At 31.8% G+C, this 19,779-nt stretch carries 16 protein-coding genes and 1 rRNA gene; 9 read left to right on the forward strand and 8 right to left on the reverse strand.

All coding sequences use genetic code 11. From position 1 onward, the window contains the following. The first annotated feature begins 43 nt into the window (after nt 1-43). The gene (locus ACFSR1_RS00595) at nt 44-2,233 is read left to right on the forward strand and encodes a T9SS type A sorting domain-containing protein (protein WP_378288594.1); all 2,190 of its coding nucleotides are present in this window, start codon (nt 44-46) and stop codon (nt 2,231-2,233) included. Between the two features lie 369 nt (nt 2,234-2,602). On the opposite strand, the gene ACFSR1_RS00600 is transcribed toward ACFSR1_RS00595, so the two are convergent. Beyond that, complete coding sequence (locus tag ACFSR1_RS00600) at nt 2,603-3,343, reverse strand: bacteriorhodopsin (protein ID WP_378288595.1); 741 nt, start codon at nt 3,341-3,343, stop codon at nt 2,603-2,605. Nucleotides 3,344-3,427: 84 nt separating this feature from the next. On the opposite strand from ACFSR1_RS00600, the gene ACFSR1_RS00605 reads away from it, so the two are divergent. Then, entirely contained in the window at nt 3,428-4,324 is an 897-nt protein-coding gene (locus ACFSR1_RS00605) for a Brp/Blh family beta-carotene 15,15'-dioxygenase (protein ID WP_378288597.1), read from the forward strand. Nucleotides 4,325-4,328: 4 nt separating this feature from the next. Here the strand turns inward: ACFSR1_RS00605 and rocD are convergent, their stop codons facing one another. The 3 genes from rocD to ACFSR1_RS00620 all read right to left on the reverse strand — a co-directional run bounded on the left by rocD (nt 4,329) and on the right by ACFSR1_RS00620 (nt 6,778). Next, complete coding sequence (rocD, locus tag ACFSR1_RS00610; protein WP_378288599.1) at nt 4,329-5,609, reverse strand: ornithine--oxo-acid transaminase; 1,281 nt, start codon at nt 5,607-5,609, stop codon at nt 4,329-4,331. A gap of 229 nt (nt 5,610-5,838) precedes the next feature. Then, nucleotides 5,839-6,225: a DUF6768 family protein gene (locus tag ACFSR1_RS00615; RefSeq protein ID WP_378288601.1), complete on the reverse strand. Its 387-nt coding sequence runs from the start codon at nt 6,223-6,225 to the stop codon at nt 5,839-5,841. Continuing rightward, complete coding sequence (locus ACFSR1_RS00620; RefSeq protein ID WP_378288603.1) at nt 6,215-6,778, reverse strand: RNA polymerase sigma factor; 564 nt, start codon at nt 6,776-6,778, stop codon at nt 6,215-6,217. The genes ACFSR1_RS00615 and ACFSR1_RS00620 overlap by 11 nt, the downstream gene beginning before the upstream one ends. A 116-nt stretch (nt 6,779-6,894) precedes the next feature. Here ACFSR1_RS00620 and rlmD point away from each other — a divergent pair, with 116 nt between their 5' ends. The 3 genes from rlmD to ACFSR1_RS00635 are packed head-to-tail and all read left to right on the forward strand — an operon-like array spanning nt 6,895 to nt 9,532. Continuing rightward, nucleotides 6,895-8,304, forward strand: coding sequence for a 23S rRNA (uracil(1939)-C(5))-methyltransferase RlmD (rlmD, locus tag ACFSR1_RS00625; RefSeq protein WP_378288605.1), 1,410 nt, complete (start codon nt 6,895-6,897; stop codon nt 8,302-8,304). Nucleotides 8,305-8,307: 3 nt separating this feature from the next. After that, nucleotides 8,308-8,820, forward strand: a complete 513-nt coding sequence (locus ACFSR1_RS00630; RefSeq protein WP_378288607.1) for a DUF6452 family protein — start codon at nt 8,308-8,310, stop codon at nt 8,818-8,820. Continuing rightward, complete coding sequence (locus ACFSR1_RS00635) at nt 8,786-9,532, forward strand: DUF6048 family protein (protein ID WP_378288609.1); 747 nt, start codon at nt 8,786-8,788, stop codon at nt 9,530-9,532. The genes ACFSR1_RS00630 and ACFSR1_RS00635 overlap by 35 nt, the downstream gene beginning before the upstream one ends. Before the next feature lie 25 nt (nt 9,533-9,557). Here the strand turns inward: ACFSR1_RS00635 and ACFSR1_RS00640 are convergent, their stop codons facing one another. Next, the gene (locus ACFSR1_RS00640) at nt 9,558-10,703 is read right to left on the reverse strand and encodes a THUMP domain-containing class I SAM-dependent RNA methyltransferase (RefSeq protein ID WP_378288627.1); all 1,146 of its coding nucleotides are present in this window, start codon (nt 10,701-10,703) and stop codon (nt 9,558-9,560) included. 71 nt (nt 10,704-10,774) lie between these two features. On the opposite strand from ACFSR1_RS00640, the gene ACFSR1_RS00645 reads away from it, so the two are divergent. The 3 genes from ACFSR1_RS00645 to ACFSR1_RS00655 are packed head-to-tail and all read left to right on the forward strand — an operon-like array spanning nt 10,775 to nt 12,613. Continuing rightward, nucleotides 10,775-11,506: an SAM-dependent methyltransferase gene (locus ACFSR1_RS00645; RefSeq protein ID WP_378288611.1), complete on the forward strand. Its 732-nt coding sequence runs from the start codon at nt 10,775-10,777 to the stop codon at nt 11,504-11,506. After that, the gene (locus ACFSR1_RS00650; RefSeq protein WP_378288612.1) at nt 11,506-12,183 is read left to right on the forward strand and encodes a ZIP family metal transporter; all 678 of its coding nucleotides are present in this window, start codon (nt 11,506-11,508) and stop codon (nt 12,181-12,183) included. Before ACFSR1_RS00645 ends, ACFSR1_RS00650 begins: the two co-directional genes overlap by 1 nt. A gap of 1 nt (nt 12,184) precedes the next feature. Continuing rightward, nucleotides 12,185-12,613: a DUF4268 domain-containing protein gene (locus ACFSR1_RS00655; protein ID WP_378288614.1), complete on the forward strand. Its 429-nt coding sequence runs from the start codon at nt 12,185-12,187 to the stop codon at nt 12,611-12,613. Nucleotides 12,614-12,758: 145 nt separating this feature from the next. On the opposite strand, the gene ACFSR1_RS00660 is transcribed toward ACFSR1_RS00655, so the two are convergent. After that, nucleotides 12,759-15,911 carry a DUF7619 domain-containing protein gene (locus ACFSR1_RS00660; protein ID WP_378288616.1) on the reverse strand — a complete coding sequence of 1,051 codons (3,153 nt, stop codon included), beginning with the start codon at nt 15,909-15,911 and terminating at the stop codon, nt 12,759-12,761. Between the two features lie 255 nt (nt 15,912-16,166). Continuing rightward, the gene (gene trhA / locus ACFSR1_RS00665; protein ID WP_378288618.1) at nt 16,167-16,793 is read right to left on the reverse strand and encodes a PAQR family membrane homeostasis protein TrhA; all 627 of its coding nucleotides are present in this window, start codon (nt 16,791-16,793) and stop codon (nt 16,167-16,169) included. 197 nt (nt 16,794-16,990) lie between these two features. Here trhA and ACFSR1_RS00670 point away from each other — a divergent pair, with 197 nt between their 5' ends. Further along, nucleotides 16,991-19,204, forward strand: a complete 2,214-nt coding sequence (locus ACFSR1_RS00670; RefSeq protein WP_378288620.1) for an ATP-binding protein — start codon at nt 16,991-16,993, stop codon at nt 19,202-19,204. 451 nt (nt 19,205-19,655) lie between these two features. Here ACFSR1_RS00670 and rrf read toward each other — a convergent pair. Then, nucleotides 19,656-19,763: ribosomal RNA gene (rrf, locus tag ACFSR1_RS00675) — 5S ribosomal RNA — on the reverse strand. Nucleotides 19,764-19,779: the final 16 nt, after the last annotated feature.

Consider the following 19,779-nt stretch of genomic DNA (forward strand, 5'->3'; position numbering starts at 1 on the left):
CATTAGTGAAGTAGTTTTGATTCATAAACAAATTATTATAGTTATGAGAAAAATCTACTTCTACTTTGCCATATTCTTTGTGGCCACTGGATCTGCAATTAGTCAAACCACACCAATTCCTGATAGCACTTTCGAAAACTGGTTGATATCAGAAGGAATTGACACCAATGGTGCAAATGGAAATATCTTAAATAGCGATGCCGCTGGAGTCAAAGAGTTAATTTTACTAGATATTCCCGTATCTAATTGGACAGGAATTGAAGCCTTTGTAGATCTTGAAAGGTTATTAGTAACATCCTTGTTCGCTCCGCCATCTGCAAACCAAGCTACCGCATCGTCTATAGATGTAAGCCAAAATCTCAAGTTAAGATATTTACAATACAGGAGAAATAATGCTATCACAGGAATAAATGTGAATGCGAACACAAGTTTGGACAGCTTGTCTGTTCAACAAAATGGTTCTCAGTTCACATCATTAGTCTACAATAACAATCTGAAACTACTCAGCATTGATGGTTCTCCGGGACTTACATCTATAGATTTATCAGGTAACACACAGCTAGAATCTTTATCATTTGGAAGCTCAGGTTTGAACTCTATTACCCTACCCTCTTCTGCCAACAATCTGACTACAATTATCATGGGTGGTTTTAGTAATATTTCTTCTTTGGACTTTTCTGCTTATCCGAGCTTAGAAAGGCTATTTTCCAGAGACCCTAGCAGTTTGACCAGTATTAATTTTCCTTCAAATAGCAATCTAAATCTTGTTGATGTCTCTAACTCTTCGCTAACCGGATTAGACCTGTCCAATAGTCCACTATTGACTTCACTTAATGTATCCGGATGTAATTCTCTGGCAACTATAAATCTATCTGATTGTACTTCTTTACCATCTCTTAATGCATCAGGACTCACTTCACTGGGAACTGTAAATGTTTCTAATTGTACTTCTTTGACATCATTAGATGTTAGCAACCTGGCAAATCTTATTAGTGTCAACTTAACTAATTGTGCTGCGCTGCGATCTCTGTTAGCTAATGATTCTGATTTGACAAGTTTAGATCTTTCTACTAATACTGCTCTTAGGAGTGTAGAGTGTATGAATAATAGAATCGGTTCTATAAATTTTGGAGCTTCATTACCTAACCTACTAACGGTGAGGGCAAATGACAATCAGCTTACCACTGTTAATCTCACTGCTCTTACTGCTGCAACAGAACTCTATTTCTTCAATAATTTGTTGAGTGGTCCGGGAGTTACTTTAGGTACCCATAACGATTTAACTATTTTTGATGCCAACTTTAATGATATCAGCACCATCAATGTTAGTGGTTGCCCATCTTTACAAACTCTTAATATGAGAAATAACAGCCTTTCAAGCATAGATGTTGCTGCTAATCAAGTTTTAAGAACTCTATTGCTGTCAGACAACATATTGTCTTCTTTAAATGTAACCGCTAATCTAAATATTCAAAACATAGATGTTAGTAATAATAGCACGTTTACCGGTTTCACTTTTGGAAATAATACTAATTTATTTTTCTTACGCGCAAATAATTGTAACATCAGTTCTCAGAGTTTTAATACATTAACCAATCTGGTATTACTATTGGCAAATAATAACAATCTAAGTTCAATAGACCTAACAAGTAATATGATTCTTGAGGAAATTGATTTATCTAACAACAACTTAAGTACGCTAGATTTATCTATGAATCCTGTACGCATTTTAAACATTTCACAAAACAGTGTTACAGATTTAGATCTTTCATCTAAAGGTAATTTGAGTAGTGTTATATGCAATGATAACAATCTAACCACCTTAAATCTTAAGAATGGAAATAATATGAATATAATGACTATGGATGCAAGAAATAATTCTCTAAGCTGTATAGAAGTAGATGATGCCAATACTGCTAATGTAGGGGCTCCTCCTTACTTTTTTTGGCAAAAAGATGCATCAACGGTTTATTCAGAAAACTGTGCTACCTTAAGTGTTGAAGATTTTGATACTAATCAAATAACATTTTATCCAAATCCGGTTAAGGAGTCATTTACCATAACATCAGGAAAATCTGATAACATTACGCTGTATGATTTACAAGGTAAAATTGTAAAATCTTTTACCGAGCAAATGCCATCTTATAACATTGAAGACCTAACCGACGGTATATATTTTTTACACATCGCATCAGGAAAAGGAATCTCTATTAAGAGAATTATAAAATTATAAAATCATGGAAAATATTCTTGAAAAATATCGACTAAAAGCGGCTTTGCTAATCTTGTATTCTGCATTATTTGCTTTTGTCTGGTATTTATTTTAATAGTTGGTAGGCAACCAAAAAAAGCACCCGTAAAAAGGGTGCTTTTATGTTTTTATAAACACTTTCTAATTAATTCAAACTACCATTATATTTTAGTTACAACACAAATACATTCTAAAAGTTTTGTGTTTTTTAATGTTACAAGTATGAATAATAGTTGGATGAACTAATCTTATCAACCATTCATTTCTTTACAGAAAAACAACTGATTTCAAGATTAAAACTAAAAAAATCCCGCTTACACGGGATTCTTATACAATTGGACGAAAATGAAATTATGTCAATACATTTTCTTTAGAAGATGCAGTCACAGCAAGATTATATACAACTAATCCGAATCCTATTTTATTTATAGCATCCCCGATATTGTATACTACATCCATGGCTAAGCCCCCGAAAATACCGTCATACCATCCAGGTGTTCCAGCCATATACCCTATAGGATAAATAGCCCATCCAACAAGCACAAACCAACAAAGAGTTTTATGTGCACTTAATACAGCTCCTCCTGCCTCTTGAGCAAGCTTTTTGGCTCTTCCTAACCAAATATCATAGACAATTACAAAGTAAGCGATACCCGATACAAGACCCCATAACCAGGCCTGATCCCTATAGACAGCTTCTCCAAAGTAACCTGTAACCAGCATGATAACCGATAAGAAAATCAATCTCCACATAAGGGATTTTTTTGCACCCGCTACCTTAAGAATTAAATAAAACTCAACACACATTAAAGGAACGGTTAAAATCCAGTCCACATAACGGAAAAATGTAGGGGAGTTTCCATAATCATACCAATAATCTCTCATATACCAATAATGAACAGCGGCAATAAAAGTAATAAGTCCAGAAACCAGAATAGATGTTTTCCACTTTTTATCGAAACTACTCATTGAAAAGAAGAAAAACGCAGAAGCGGCCATCATAGCCATACATCCAACAAAAAATGTAAAACCTACATAATCATCAGTTGCAATCTCTGGAGACAAAAACATAAATGTTAAAAAATTTTTCATAACGCGATTATTTATTTTGTTTAGACAAATTTAATAAAGGTTAAACAAAAAATGTTTAACTTTATGATAACTTTATTAAACATTATGAAAAATAAAAGCCGTTTTTTTATTGACTTGAGAAATTATATGTTAATACTCACTTTTTTCTCCCTTTGGGTTTCAACTTATTTCAAAGACGAAACCGAGAATATTCTAGCGTATATTTTAATATTATCTCTAGGAATATTACACGGAACAAATGATATAAAATTAATTGAAAAAGAATCTCGTGATAAAAACAAGAAAACAGGTAAAAAAATCCTGTATTTCTATCTTTTATTTATTGTAAGCGGAATTTTACTTTTTTATTTTATTCCTTCAATCGCTCTTTTAATTTTTATTCTTTTTAGTGCGTACCATTTCGGAGAGCAACATTGGATTTCTCGACTTACTAAAAAACCTATCGCCACTAAACTTATTTATATGGCTTACGGGATTACAATTCTTGGTATATTGTTTTTAAATAATGATTTAGAAGTATCTACAGTAATTGGTAATATTACAGGTATATACCTTTTTAAAGATGTTTATTTATATACGACGATATTCTCTTTTTTAGTTTTCGTTATTACATCTATAAGGTTAATTGTGAATAAAACAATCAAAGTGAATATATGGGAAGAATTATTTTATCTATTGTTATTCTACATAATTTTTCAAACTGCATCCTTATTATGGGCCTTTGCGATTTACTTCATTTTTTGGCATAGTATTCCATCCTTAGTAGATCAAGTTTATTTTTTGTACGGAAATTATAAAAAGGAGAATTTTATTAAATACTTAAAATCCTCCTTTCTGTATTGGGTTATTTCTATTGTTGGGCTAGTAATACTTTTCTTAATATTTGGAAATCAGGATAGACTTTTCCTTTCGATTTTCTTTACATCGATCGCTGCAATTACTTTTCCCCATGTTTGGATTATGGCCAAACTCAATAAATAAAAGGTTATTTTTCAAAATCCTTCAGTGTCTTGGTAATAATTGCAACACATTCTAATAACTGCTCCTTTGTCATCACTAATGGTGGTGCAAAGCGTATGATATTACCGTGAGTTGGTTTTGCTAGTAAACCGTTTTCTTTTAATGCCATACAAATATTCCAGGCAGTTTCACTTTCCTCATCATCATTAATTACAATAGCATTTAGCAATCCCTTACCACGAACAAGGTTCACGATATTTGATGTTTTGATATATTCATTCATTTCTGATCTGAATAATGCTCCTAACTGATACGCATTTTCTGCAAGTTTTTCATCTCTAACAACTTCTAATGCCGCAACTGCAACTGCCGCTGCCACAGGATTTCCTCCAAAGGTGCTACCATGGTTACCAGGTCTGATTACTTCCATAATGTGATCATCTGCTAATACCCCGGAAACCGGATATGCTCCACCACTCAATGCTTTACCAAGAATTAAAATATCTGGTTTTACATCTGGTGTTCCTGAGCAATTTTTATCGCTACAAGAACAATTTCCACAAGTAGCTAATAATCTTCCTGTTCTTGCAATTCCTGTCTGAACTTCGTCTGCAATAAATAACACGTTATACTTTTCGCATAATGCTTTTGCCTTAGATAAATAATCTTCAGATGGGACATACACTCCAGCTTCTCCTTGTATAGGCTCAACTAAAAATCCGGAGACGTTGTTATTGTTTTCTAAAGCTTCCTCTAGAGCCTTTAGATTATCGTACTCAATTTTAATAAATCCAGCTGTATAAGGTCCAAAATTCTTTCGAGCTACAGGATCATTAGAAAAAGAAATGATGGTAGTAGTTCTTCCATGAAAATTATTTTCACATACTATAATCTGAGCTTCATTCTCCGCAATACCTTTCTTTTCGTACGCCCATTTTCTACATATCTTTAATGCAGTTTCTACAGCCTCTGCACCTGTATTCATTGGTAATAACTTATCAAAACCAAAATATTCTGAAGCAAATTTTTCGTATTCTCCTAATTTATCATTGTAAAAAGCACGAGAGGTTAGTGTCAATGTCTGAGCCTGCTCCATCATTGCTCCTACTATTTTTGGATGACAATGACCTTGATTCACTGCAGAATATGCACTTAAGAAATCATAATATTTCTTTCCTTCTACATCCCATACATACACACCTTCTCCTTTACTTAGAACTACTGGTAAAGGGTGGTAGTTATGAGCTCCATATTTGTTTTCTAAATCGATTGCTTGTTGAGACGTTAATTTTTCTAAAACAGCCATTTTTTATAATTTAAATTGATAAAATAACCATTCCTTCTGTACCTTTATCCTTTCGAAAAGACTCGAAAATTCAGCGTGGGAGAGAAATCATCCCTAAGAGAATTGCAAAATTACTAAATCTTTATTGATTTTTTAATTTTCGAGTCTGTAATGCATTCTATTTTTAATTATTCAAAATAATAGGTTTACTATATTACGATTTAAGAAATTCAAAAGTTAGCACACCTAATTATTTATCATATTTTGCAGCTATAGATGAAATCTGTAACTCCAGTCTTTTAATTTCTCGTAACAACGCATTTTTATCCATTTGCATCCAAGAAAACAACTTAAGCATTCCTGTTATCATAATACAAAAAAATCCTGCTGCACTCCACCTTATGAGTTCATTGGTATTATCAGTATTTAAAAACTGAATTAGACAATATATAAAAAGTCCAAATACTACAAGATTTACAATAAACATTATAATGATAATCCAACTATTCCTTGTTTTGAAAAGGCCTCCGACCATTTCTAATAAGTTTTGCTCATCTAACTCGTCATAAAACTTGGCCTCTTCATTGGTTAATGTTTCTTTTATCAATTTATCGATATCTTCCATTTTATTTTTCATGATTTTTACTTTTTAGAATTAATTTTAATTTTTCTCTGGCGGTAAACAAACGAGATTTTACGGTACCTGTAGAAATGTTCGCTATTTTACCTATCTGCTTTACACTATAACCTTCTAGATAAAAAAGATGAAGCACCATTTGTTGATCACTAGGCAAAGTTTTTATAGCTTTTTTTAATACTATCATTATTCTATCATCCTTATCACAAGTATCATCACCCATAGAATCTTGATATAAATTTTCGCTATAAGAGTTTAGATGCTCTAATTCTTTTTTATTTTTTCTTAGCCAATCATATGACTTTCTGGTAACGATCGTTAAAGCCCAACTTCCGAAGCTATTAGGATCCTTTAGATGATGGATCTTTAGTAATATGGTACTCCAGCTATCTTGAGCTATATCTTTAGAAGCTTCTATATCCTTACTGTACCAATATGCTTGTTTACATAATTTCTCATGCCATCGTTTTACAAGAATTGCTGCAGCTTTCTTATTTCCGGATTGGCATTGCAATACCAACAAAGAGTCAAATGTTTTATTGGTGTTTGTCATAGTAACCTTTATAATATAGACGTAGAAATATAAATTAGGTTCATTTTTTCTGTTTCTTTTTATAAGATATATTGATTATTTCATAAGTATATAGTTTCTATTCTTATTTTTGCGCTATGGCAAGAAAAAACAAAAAACAAGTTTTTGAAAATATAGAAGTGATTGATGCCGGTGCAAAAGGAAAAAGTATTGCCAAGGCTCCTGATGGAAAAATCATTTTTCTAAGTAATGCAGTTCCCGGTGATGTAGTAGATATCCAAACCACAAAAAAACGCAAAGCATATTATGAAGGTTCGGCTATCGTATTTCATAGTAAGTCGGATAAACGTGTAGATCCTGCTTGCAAACATTTTGGAACCTGTGGAGGGTGCAAATGGCAATTTATGGGATATGAACATCAACTGGCATATAAAGAACAGGAAGTTGTAAATAATCTAACCCGTTTAGGTAAAATTGAATTACCAACTGTTACTCCTATTCTTGGATCAGAAAATCAATTTTTTTATAGAAATAAAATGGAATTTTCTTTTAGCGATAGTAGATGGCTAACATTAGAAGAAATCCAAAGTGATACCGAAATAGGAAATCGCAACGCATTGGGTTTTCATATTCCGGGAATGTGGGACAAAATATTGGATATCGACAAGTGTCACTTACAAGAAGATCCTAGTAATGCCATAAGGAACAAGGTAAAAACCTTTGCTACAGAAAATAATTTACCATTTTATAATGCTAGAAATCAAAGTGGTTTCCTTCGTACTTTAATGATGAGAATTGTATCTACAGGAGAAATTATGGTGCTTATCCAGTTTTTTTATGAAGATGTGAAAAAAAGAACATTACTATTGGATTATATAGTTTCTGAATTTCCTGAGATCACTTCTTTACAATATGTGGTAAATACGAAAGGGAATGATACCATCTATGATCAGGAAGTAGTCTGCTATCACGGAAAGGATTATATCGAAGAGGAAATGGAAGGGTTACGCTTTAAAATTAATGCAAAATCCTTCTACCAGACCAACTCCAAACAAGCTTATGAGTTGTACAAGATAACTAGAGATTTTGCTGGTCTTACCGGAAATGAATTAGTATACGATTTATACACAGGTACCGGAACTATTGCTCAATTTGTAGCAAAAAAAGCGAAAAAGGTAATCGGTGTAGAAGCAGTACCTGAAGCTATAGAAGATGCAAAAGAAAATGCAAAGCGTAATAATATTGACAACGTAGCATTTTATGTTGGAGACATGAAAAAAGTGTTCACCACAGAATTTATTGCGACTCACGGGAAACCCGAGGTGGTAATTACAGATCCTCCAAGAGATGGAATGCATAAGGATGTGGTAGGTCAATTATTGAACATTTCGCCAAATAAGATTGTGTATGTAAGTTGTAACAGTGCAACACAAGCAAGAGATTTGTCGTTATTAGATAGTATGTATAAGGTTACCAAAGTACAACCCGTAGATATGTTTCCGCAAACACATCACGTGGAAAATGTGGTCTTATTAGAAAAAAGATAATTCATGAAATTATATAAAACTTTAATCTTTGTGATTTGTAGCCTTATTGGGCTCTATCTCAGTTCCAGTTGTCAACGAGATGATATTTGTGCAGAAGATACTCCCACTACTCCATTTCTTATCATCAAATTCATTGATGATCAAACAGTTTCTGACATTAAACAGCCAAATGAATTACAGGTAAAAGCTATAGGAGTTGACGAAATTCTTGATTTTACTGCTACTAATCAGGATTCTATTCTTATTCCTTTGAGAACAAATGCGACCTTAACTGAGTTTGAATTTACTATAGACGCTGATGATGGTGGGGAAGACCCTAATACAGACTCCTTAAGTTTTCAATATACTCCTGTAGAAGAATATGTAAGCAGCGCATGTGGCTTTAGAGTCAGTTATAATGGACTTACTCGTACTCTAACTCAGGAGGAGAATGGTGGAAATTGGATTAAAAGAATAACAATAGTAGAAGATAACGTAACCGATGAAACAGCTGCACACGTACTTATTTTTCATTAGCCTACTCATTTCGGGTACGATATTGAGTCAAGAAACGGAAACTAATATTTCTGCAAGAGACACTTTACCTCCGTCAGAAAAGTATGGATTAAGGGTCGGAACAGATATTGCTCGATTAATCAGAACTGCTGTAAACGAAGACTATTCTGGATTTGAAATCAATGCAGATTACAGAGTATATAGAAACTATTATTTAGCAGCTGAAATTGGTAACGAATCTTTATTACGAGGTGAAACTAATATTGAAGTAGAAGGCTCTGGTAGCTATATCCGATTTGGTATTGATTATAATACTTATAAAAATTGGTATGGAATGCAAAATAATATCTATGCAGGGCTTAGATATGGTTTCTCTGCATTTGATCAAAACTTAAATAACTACAATATTTTTACAGGTACTGATTATTTTGGCTCTTCAGAAAATTCCAGAAATGAGATGATAGAAGTTAAGGACTTAACCGCTGGCTGGGTAGAACTTGTACTAGGTCTTAAAGTAGAAATTCTAAATAATCTTTATTTAGGAGCCAGCGTTTCTTTAAGAGGAATAGTAAATGAAAAAGATCCGATAGGTTTAGATAACGATGGAAATACAATAAGATTTGAAAATCTATTTATTCCCGGATACGGAAGAACAAACGATTTTAGTCAATTTGGCGTGGGGTATACTTATACTATTAGTTACTTAATTCCTTTTGTGAAAAGGAAAAGATAGTTAGTTTTCTTATGTATAATAGTCACTAAGGATTATTTTGAAATTTAGCCTTCTTACTACCTGCATACATTTCGTATTTTACCAGACGGCATTCTAGCTTACCATTGAATACTTTTATTTTTCGTGAAGGTCGTAATCCGACATACTTTAAAGCTTCAAGGTTTGATGTTATAAACCATGCATTTGTATCTGGATAACTTTGCTTAAGAGTATCTCCTATTTGTGCATAAAACTTTTCTTCATCCAACTCTAAACGTTCACCATATGGAGGATTAAAAACCATGTGAAGTTTTTTATCCTCTTCTTTAACACTTTCGAAGAAATTACCTTCTTTTATTTTAACAAAATCAGTGAGATTTGCATTTTCTACATTCTCTTTAGCTTTTCTAACAGCAGATGGTGCTTTATCAAACCCTATTATCGAATGATGAAAATCTCTTGTTTTTTTCAGACTAGCTTCTTCTATCTTTTCGAATAGATCCATATCCCAATCCAACCACTTTTCAAAAGCAAACTCTTTTCTATTTAGATTAGCAGGAATATTACAAGCAATCATTGCAGCTTCTATAGCAAAAGTTCCACTACCACACATAGGATCTAAAAAATCGCATTGTCCATCCCATCCCGAAAGGAGTAACAAACCTGCAGCTAACACTTCGTTTATAGGAGCTATATTGGTGGCTGTACGATACCCTCTGTGATGCAAAGACCCTCCAGAACTATCTAAAGAAACTGTACATAAATCTTGCTGAATATGAATATTAATAGTCAAATCAGGATGATCGGTATCTACACTAGGTCGATGCCCTGTTTCTTTTCTAAATTTATCAACGATAGCATCTTTAGATTTTAAAGAAACAAATTGTGAATGAGTAAATATAGTAGAGTTAACAGTTGCATAGATCGCAAAAGAATCATTTGTATCGAGATATTCCTCCCAGCGGATGGATTGAATAAAATCATATAAATCTTTTTCATTACGTATCTTTTTGGAAGTAACAGGCTTTAGTATTTTTAACGCAGTTCGTAAGCAAAGATTTGCTTTATACATAAAACCAGTATCTCCATAAAAACTAACCATTCTGTTACCCACCTGAACTTTCTGAGCACCCAGATTTGTTAGTTCTTTTGCTAATATCTCTTCAAAACCAAAAAAGGTTTTGGCTACCATTTTAAATGAATTACTCACTATCTTCGTATTCGCTATTATTAAACCGCAAAAATACATTAATTTTGCGCCCTATGCTAAAAGATTCTACAATGTGGTATGCATCTTGGTTTGATACGCCATACTATCATATTTTATATAAAGACAGAGATCATAAGGAAGCGAAAGAGTTTATGGATAACCTGACCAATTATCTCAATCTGGAACCTAATGAAAAAATATTAGATCTTGCCTGCGGAAAAGGAAGACATAGTATTTATCTAAATCAGCTCGGGTATGACGTTACTGGAGTTGATCTCTCTAAAAATAGTATAGAATATGCTTCACAGTTCGAAAATCAAACATTAAGATTTAGAGTACACGATATGTCTAAACCTTACGCTGAAAAGTTTTCGGCAGTTTTTAACCTTTTCACGAGCTTCGGTTATTTTGAAAAAGAAGAATGCAATCTGAATACCATAAAAGCTATTAAATCGGATCTTAATGAAAAAGGATTGGGTGTTATCGATTTTATGAATGTTGATTATGTCATTGATAACCTGGTACCCGAAGAAACGAAAGAAGTTTCAGGAATTACCTTTCATATAAAACGATATCTACAAGATGGTTATATTTATAAAGAAATAAAATTTAATAATAATGATGAAGACTTTTTCTTTACAGAAAGAGTGAAGGCTCTTACCCTAGAAGATTTCCAAAACTATTTTGATGATGCTGAAGTTAGTTTACTTGATATTTTTGGAAATTATAAGCTTCAAAAATTCCATAAATCCAATTCTCCCAGACTTATACTGATTTTTAAATAGTGTACAACTATATCTTATCCATATCCGCAGTTTTTATAGGCTCTTTAATCGTCTATATTTTTAAACCTAATAATCAAAAAAAGCTAAAACTTCTTTTAGCCTTTAGTGGTGCTTTTTTGCTAGCCATTACCATTTTCAATTTATTACCCGAAGTATTCGAGGAACATCAATATGCTAAGAAGACTGGTGTTTGGATTATGATAGGTATTTTACTACAAAAAGTATTAGAGTATTTCTCAAAAGGAGCAGAACACGGACATATTCATATTGACAAAGAAACTACTAAGATTCCTAAACTTCTTTTTATTAGTTTAGGGATACACGCGATTTTAGAAGGATTTCCTATTCATCATACTGAAGGTATCCTTCTCGGAATTATTGTTCATAAAATTCCCGTGGCCATGATTTTGACTACCTTTTTGTTTCAGACAGAAATAAAAAGACCTATTATTATATTATTCCTTATTCTTTTTGCCTTAATGACACCGCTAGGTACATTTATTTCTGAACATTTCGAATCGGTTCAGGAATATTACAAAGAGATTACAGCCTTAGTAATTGGGATATTTCTTCACGTATCTACCACCATCTTATTTGAAAGTAATGAAGGCCATAAGTTTAACATTACCAAATTAATGGTAATTCTAGCTGCAACAGCGACTGCTTATTTTATATGATATGTTTAGCAAAGGAGAGTCAAAAAAAATAAGACAAGAATTCTGGACAACTTTTGGAATAACCTACCCTAAAAAATGGCTTTTATACAATACAAAAATTAAAGATGTAACGCTTAAATTTACATTTACTACAAAACTTGCGCAGGTATCTATTGATGTGGAACCCCAGGATGAAGTCATACGAGCATATTACTATGACAAACTCTTAAGTTTAAAAAATATTATTATTTCAGAATACCTTGATGATATCATTTTTGATGAATTTTATGAATTAGAAAATGGTAAAGTCATTTCTCGTATTTATGTAGAGCTACCAAATGTAAGTGTGCATAATAGAAAAACCTGGGATGATACAATGAAATTTTTACACGACAAGATGCTTAAACTTGAAATCTTCTTTTTAGAGTATAAAGATTTTATAGAAAGTTGATATTATCTCCATTAACATCTTTTTTCAGTAAAGAAAACTTGGGTAGATGGTAAACCAAATATCTGAATAAAACATTATAACGATAAAAACTAATAGTGTATAAACAGGAGCATAGACTACTGTTTATACACTATTGCCTCGAGAATTATCTCTTAATTACTTTAATTATTTGTTTTTTTGAAGAAGATTCTACCTCAAAAAAGTAAACACCTTTTACTAGATTATCCATCATAACCTGCAATACTGATTGAGAATTATTTGGTTTAACTTGTTTCAGTAATCGTCCATTAATGTCTAAAACTCTAATTAATGTAATAGGATTTTTACTTTCAATATTGATAATTTCATTAACAGGATTAGGATATAAAACAACAGAAGATGATTCCAAATTAAATTCTTCAACTTCTAAAAGTTCTATTACCTCTGTGCTTACAGTATTCGTTATAATTGGTGGATTAAAATCAAAATAAATATTTGCTTTTCCTGAAATAATATCTCCAACCGTTACATCATTCTTAGGTTTGATCCTAAAAGCTACAAAACCATTACTTCCTTCTTGATCATCTTGTTCTGCCGGAAGATTTATATTATCAAAAATAAATTCTATAAAATCACCATTGGTTATTTGTACTCTATAGGTATGACTACTAGATATTGGTTCAATTGTATTCAAATCAAGTTTTTCACTTAACCGATCTGTAATTCTCACATTGATTGCACTTGCGCTACCTGTGTTCTGAAAACGTACTATATAATCCAGATATTCATCCGTTTGCTCAGTGAAAATTTCAGTTCCTTGTAATACTTGTTTATCATTAGGGTCGTATGAATTGACTACGATTTGTTCTAAACTGTACACATTGTCCTCTTGTGTTTGATCCAAATCAATCGGACTAATCGAGGCTATAAAATTTAATACATCTCCATCATTAACTATTGGCGGAACAAAAGTAGACATCACAATATCAATAGTTCTGCTTTCGAAAGGTTTCAAATCACTATAATCAAAAGTAATAGAACTTGATAATTCTGTTGTTTCAGCAGGTACTGCACTTACAAAAGATTGTTTACTACTATCAAATTGAAATGTAATTGTTCCGTTTAAATTAGTAATACCTTTATTTTGATAAATCAATTGATATTTGGATTCAAAACCAGGGCGTGCTTGTGTGATTGGAAATAACAATATTCTTAGATCATCTATATTACCATTTGTCGGTGTTAGACAAAAATCTACAATCTCTGAATTTCCAAAGCTAGTAAAAACAGTATTCTCAGTTTCAGGAGAGGCCGTTACAAAACTAGGAAGCATAGATATTGAAGTATCATAAACGTTATCTCCCAAAATTAATCTGTAAAAACCACTATTATTTGTAAAAGTACTAAACTCATTCACTCCATCTGTAGTAGTAACTCTTATATTAGGAGTATAAAAATCAGTTGGATCACATCCATCATTCATTTCGTCCAAAACTAACGAACCTTCAATAATATTGTAGTTAATAGTATTTTGAGCACAGTCTTCTACAAAAAAAGTTAATGGCTCCTTATTTGTGAAATTATTAATCGCATAATTTATGTCATCTACACAAACCGTTTGCAAATTAGGAGACCCGATGGTATAGAAATTTTCCGAAGTAATATTCTGGTTATTTCCATTCTTTAGATTAATACTCTGAAGATGATAGTTATTACCTATTCCTAAAATACTTAGATTAGGATTCTGTGAAAAATCTATACTTCTTAGAGAGCTTCCATACGAGTTAAAATAATAAAGTTTAGGGTTCTGCGTAACATCAATATCCTGTATTGGATTATTACCAAAACTCAATCTACTCAATTCTGGATTTTGAGTAACATCGAGTGTTGTTAATTGGTTATTATAGCAAGACAAATCATCTAACATTAAATTTTGAGACAAGTCTAAATCAGTAAGATTATTAGAATAACAAGATAGTCTTCTTAAATTAGGGTTTTGGGTTACATCTAAACTAGTAATTTCGTTATTACCTGAAAGTAATGTCTCAAGCAAAACATTTTTACTAACATCAATCTCAGTTAAAGGATTATTCCAACAGGACCAATAATTTAATTTGAGATTATTTGACACATCAAAAGTTGTAAAATTATTACGTGAACCAAAAATGAGGGTTAGTTCTAAGTTTTGTGAAAGATCAATCGTAGATATTTGATTATCAGAAATAAACAAAGTCCTTAAATTGGGAGCTTGAGTCACATCAATGCTAGTCAATTGGCATCCAACACAATTAAAACTTTCTAATAATATATTATTGGTTATATCCACCTCCGTAATCGGGCTATCATCTACCGCTAACGATTTTAATGCTACATTTTGAGTTACATCAATACTAGATATTTCATTGCCGCCACAACTCAAATTTTCTAAAACTGAATATACCGTAACATCTATAGAATTGAGATTATTATTATAACACTTTAATGTTTTTAACGGACTATTTGATACGTCAACTAAACTAGAAATATTGTTATTACTAATATCCAAATATTCTAATGAACCATTTGATACGCCAAGTAAACTAGAAATATTGTTATTACTAATATTCAAATATTCTAAACTAGTGAAATATTCAATTCCTGTCAAATCACTTATTTTCTCACTTAATGGAGTTGAAAATTCGTTGGAAAAATCTAAATAAGTTACGAAAAGTGCTTCACTTTCTTGAATTTCTCCATCATTATTAATATCCACGTCTACTTCATCATATGCACCTCCAATATTTGGGTCATTATCCAGTTGAACTACTCCCCTATTTACTAAAGCATTTTTTAAATTTACATCCGGAATGTTTATAATGTTACTAGCTTCATTAGAAATGGCCAAAACATTAGTAGGGGAATCTGGATTTGATATTACAAAATAATACGTCTTATTAGCAATTAAATCTAACTCTGTTGATGAACCAGCAACACAATCATTCCCAGAGGCCAAGGTTAATTGAGAATCTGATGTCGCATTTGGAACACTAGATTCATATGCTAACACTATAGAGTTCGTACTATTTTCAGAAACACCAATCATAATCGATTCATCCTGTATCGGAACGTATCGATAATATACGCGAGTAAAAACATTGCTAAAATCACAATCATTCATTCCTCCACCTGAATCTGCTGTAGCTCGATCTGTTCTTACAAACTGATCTACAAAAGGTAAATTATTTATGATGGTAGCATTTTCGACTCTATCATTTGATGGAATTTGTCCGTAGGAAATAGTAGCAAAGATAATAAATACAAAAAAGTAGATTTTTTTCATAGGTTTTCATTTTGGGGGTAACAAAAATTTTTTTCTAAAAAATGCAATAATACAACATAAAATTGAAAAAACAGCCAGCCTAATAAAATGGTGAAAAAGTAACAATTATTTTATCCTATGTTACACGAATAAAACAATAAATCTCCCTAATCCAAATGAGGTATTTTAAGAAATTAATGAAAAGGTTTTAACTCAGCCTCTAAAGAGAAATCTTAACCTATATGTATCAAAATTTCAGAATAGAGTTTTTCAAAGTTAAATTACATATTTCAATACAAATAGATAATGAAATACACTACCAGCTAATACAAACAAGTGCCATATTACGTGATTAAAATTTAATTTATTAAAAGCGTAAAAAATTATTCCAAAGGTATACGCTAATCCACCCAACATTAGGTAAGTAATTCCATTTGCACCTACTATATCGGTTAATGCAGAAATGTCTAACATAATTAACCAGCCCATCACCAGATATAGGATCACCGAGATTATTTCGAATTTCCCGGTAAAAAAGAGCTTTAAAATAGATCCAAAAGCAGCCAAAGACCAAACAAGTATAAAAAGAAGCATTCCTTTACTATCGATCAACCCAATCAAGGTGACAGGTGTATATGTACCCGCTATTAGTAAGTAAATACTAACATGATCCATAATCCTAAATCGCTTTTTAAGATCAGCTCTATTCGTATAATGATACGCAGTAGAAGCAAAATATAGAACCATTAATGACGTTGCATATAAAAGAATCGAAAACGTACTGTAAGAAGTTTTATGAGCATCATTAAATAATAATAAAAATAAACCTACCACAGAAAGCACAAAACCGAATCCATGAGTTAACCAATTCCATCTTTCTTCTATAGGCGTTTGTATTTTCATAGGATACAAAAATAATGAAGCCTTTCATCCTTACAGCATTATTTTATGACAATAAAATTACACAAAAGTAAGATTAAACCTACTCAAACAATAGCGAAGTACTTCAAAAAACACTTTAAACACGTATTTAAAGTACTTTATCTCCGTAATTATATTTTTTTTACATATATTTAACAACCCCAAACTCATACTAACCAATGAAAAATATTAGATTCTCGAAGTATTTACTATGTTTTCTTTTTTTTAATTTACTTTACTCTATTGTCTACGCCAATCAATACGAAGAAATGTCCTTTTCGGATCTGAAGACAACAATAATTGATACCGAAAATCATTTAAACTCTATCGGAAGGGCAAATAGTGTAATGATCATTGAGACCATCATTGATGTCTCTGAAAAACTTAGTCCGCAACAAAAATATTACCTAAAAGGATATTCTTACAATCTCCTAGGTAAAATTCATTTTTTAAATAAAGATTTTAAAGAAGCTCTAAAAGAATATAAAATTGCAGAACTTTTTATAAAAGAACTAAAGTCATATCCCGAATTAATGATAGATGTTAATAATAACATTGCATTAGTATATTTAGAAGGGTTTAACATGCCCGGAAGAGCATTAAAAAGAATAAAACATATCTATGAAAACTCTGAAGACTTAAATAAACACTATAAACATATTTTAGAACTAAACCTGGCTAATATTTACTTAAAAACAAGAAATTATCGTAAAGCATATAAGTTATTAGACAAATGCCAGGAATATTTTAGTAAAGACTCCCAACATATAGGTAAACTATTAATGACTTATACCAGCTTTGGAGAATACTATAAGATTCATAAAAACTATAACAGTGCCATTAAATATTTTGAAATGGCTGCTTCTCTTGCCGAACAAAACCAAATGTTTAGGCAGGCAATGACTGTATATAGAAAATATGAAAATCTCTTAATCAAAATTGGAAGACAAGATAAAGCATATACCATCTTAAAGAAATACACCAAGCATCATGAAACCGCTTTAGAAACCGAAAAATTAGAAACAAATCAGTTTAAGGAAAAATTGGTAGTCAGTAATAAAAATAACACCATACAAACCCAAAAGGCTAAACAATCGCAAACCATATCTATATTCACCCTTTCACTACTTTTATTATGTCTAATATTATTTTGTTTCTTCATTTATAACCACCGAAAAACAAAAGTACTTGGTGAATCTTTGGTAATTAAAAATAAAGAACTTAAGATTTCTAAAGAAAAATCAGATAGGCTTGCTGCAGTAAAAACAAAATTTATATCGACAGTAAGTCATGAGCTTAGAACACCTCTATACGGAGTTGTAGGTTTATCTTCTATTCTTATGGAACGAATTAAAGACGAAGAAAACCATAAGTTTATAAAATTAATGAAGTTTTCAGCAGATCATTTGCTTAATCTTATTAATGATGTCCTACAAGTAACCAAAATGGAGTCCTATGAAATCAGTCTTGATACATCCTCTTATAATATAAAAAGTTTGGCAGATGATATTAAAAATTCATTTGAATATCAGGCTGATAAAAATGGCAACACTCTTCATTTAAACTTTGATCCAAACATTCCTAATTCGCTTATTGGAGACCAGGTGAGATTGTCTCAAATTTTAATTAACCTTATTAGCAATGCAAATAAATTTACCAAAAATGGAAACATTTGGCTAAATTTTATTAATCCTGTTATTACTAATAACAATGTTACAATCACCTTTGAAATAAAGGATGATGGAAGAGGAATACCATTTGATAAACAAGAAATTATTTTTGATAAGTTTTCTCAAGCTGATTCCAAAGATCATACTACAGGTACAGGATTAGGGTTACATATTGTCAAAAATTTAGTAAATCTTCATGGAGGAGACATTAAAATAAAAAGCTCTCCTGGTGAAGGAGCTACCTTTTATTTTACTATTCCCTTCGAAATTGATTCATCTATTCAGGAAAAAAATCAGATTAACAATGCACAAGATTATATTCCACTTTTGAATGAAAAAGACTATAAAATCTTAATTGTTGAAGACAATAAAATAAACCAGATAGTAACGAAAAATGTTCTTAAAACAAAAGGGTATAATTCTGAAATAGCAGACGATGGACTCATTGCCATAGAAATGGTAAAGAAGAACGAATATGATCTTATTTTGATGGATCTGAACATGCCTAATATGGGAGGGATGGAATCTACTAAAAATATCAGGGAGTTTAATTATGACATCCCAATCATAGCTCTTACCGCATCAGATACCAATGATACGGTACAGGCAATACTTCATCCAGATTCTGGTTTCAACGACTTTTTGAGAAAACCATACAAGAATGAAGAATTTTTTCATAAAATAGAAACCAATCTTAATAGAACGATTTCCAAAGCATCTTAAAAAAAAATATAATCATCCAAAGAATTTCTGCTATTTTAAATACTAAGACAAAAGTATAGACTTAGGTATAAAGGAGTCTATCGGATATACGGTAAAGTTGTTGAAGAATTTGGTTTTTTAAGCATTGAGGTGATAAAGATTCTCAAACAAGATTACATTCAGGATCCTAGATATACATAAAATCTATAGACAGCTTATAGGTGTGCTTTTACGAGTTAATGTATTGATAATTTTTACAAGTTGCTGTATTGATAATGAGGTTGACAATAGCCCATAAAAAAACCCTTCATTGTTATAATGAAGGGTTTCAAGGAAGGCGGCGACCTATCCCTTAAGTTTCCAGGAGCATAGAATGCGACTGGCTAAAACGAAGTGATCCCGCTAAAAACGGGACCTTCTATGTAATATTATAAAAAAAAAGATCCTGACCAAATGATGATCAGGATCCAAAGGAAGGCGGCGACCTACTCTCCCACGATTGTAGTACCATTGGCGCTAACGGGCTTAACTTCTCTGTTCGGAATGGTAAGAGGTGAGCCCCGATGCTATAACCACCTTAAGTCGTTATAAATGAA

Source organism: Aquimarina rubra, from assembly GCF_042684305.1.
Lineage (GTDB): Bacteria > Bacteroidota > Bacteroidia > Flavobacteriales > Flavobacteriaceae > Aquimarina > Aquimarina rubra.

Bases quoted from the DNA above. Each gene is read 5' to 3' on its own strand.
- ACFSR1_RS00670 (WP_378288620.1), top strand. From the start codon at position 16,991: ATGAAAAATATTAGATTCTCGAAGTATTTACTATGTTTTCTTTTTTTT.
- ACFSR1_RS00645 (WP_378288611.1), top strand. From the start codon at position 10,775: ATGCTAAAAGATTCTACAATGTGGTATGCATCTTGGTTTGATACGCCA.
- ACFSR1_RS00595 (WP_378288594.1), top strand. From the start codon at position 44: ATGAGAAAAATCTACTTCTACTTTGCCATATTCTTTGTGGCCACTGGA.
- ACFSR1_RS00620 (WP_378288603.1), bottom strand. From the start codon at position 6,778: ATGACAAACACCAATAAAACATTTGACTCTTTGTTGGTATTGCAATGC.
- ACFSR1_RS00600 (WP_378288595.1), bottom strand. From the start codon at position 3,343: ATGAAAAATTTTTTAACATTTATGTTTTTGTCTCCAGAGATTGCAACT.
- ACFSR1_RS00660 (WP_378288616.1), bottom strand. From the start codon at position 15,911: ATGAAAAAAATCTACTTTTTTGTATTTATTATCTTTGCTACTATTTCC.
- trhA (WP_378288618.1), bottom strand. From the start codon at position 16,793: ATGAAAATACAAACGCCTATAGAAGAAAGATGGAATTGGTTAACTCAT.
- rocD (WP_378288599.1), bottom strand. From the start codon at position 5,609: ATGGCTGTTTTAGAAAAATTAACGTCTCAACAAGCAATCGATTTAGAA.
- ACFSR1_RS00630 (WP_378288607.1), top strand. From the start codon at position 8,308: ATGAAATTATATAAAACTTTAATCTTTGTGATTTGTAGCCTTATTGGG.
- ACFSR1_RS00635 (WP_378288609.1), top strand. From the start codon at position 8,786: ATGAAACAGCTGCACACGTACTTATTTTTCATTAGCCTACTCATTTCG.
- ACFSR1_RS00605 (WP_378288597.1), top strand. From the start codon at position 3,428: ATGAAAAATAAAAGCCGTTTTTTTATTGACTTGAGAAATTATATGTTA.
- ACFSR1_RS00655 (WP_378288614.1), top strand. From the start codon at position 12,185: ATGTTTAGCAAAGGAGAGTCAAAAAAAATAAGACAAGAATTCTGGACA.
- rlmD (WP_378288605.1), top strand. From the start codon at position 6,895: ATGGCAAGAAAAAACAAAAAACAAGTTTTTGAAAATATAGAAGTGATT.
- ACFSR1_RS00615 (WP_378288601.1), bottom strand. From the start codon at position 6,225: ATGAAAAATAAAATGGAAGATATCGATAAATTGATAAAAGAAACATTA.
- ACFSR1_RS00640 (WP_378288627.1), bottom strand. From the start codon at position 10,703: ATGGTAGCCAAAACCTTTTTTGGTTTTGAAGAGATATTAGCAAAAGAA.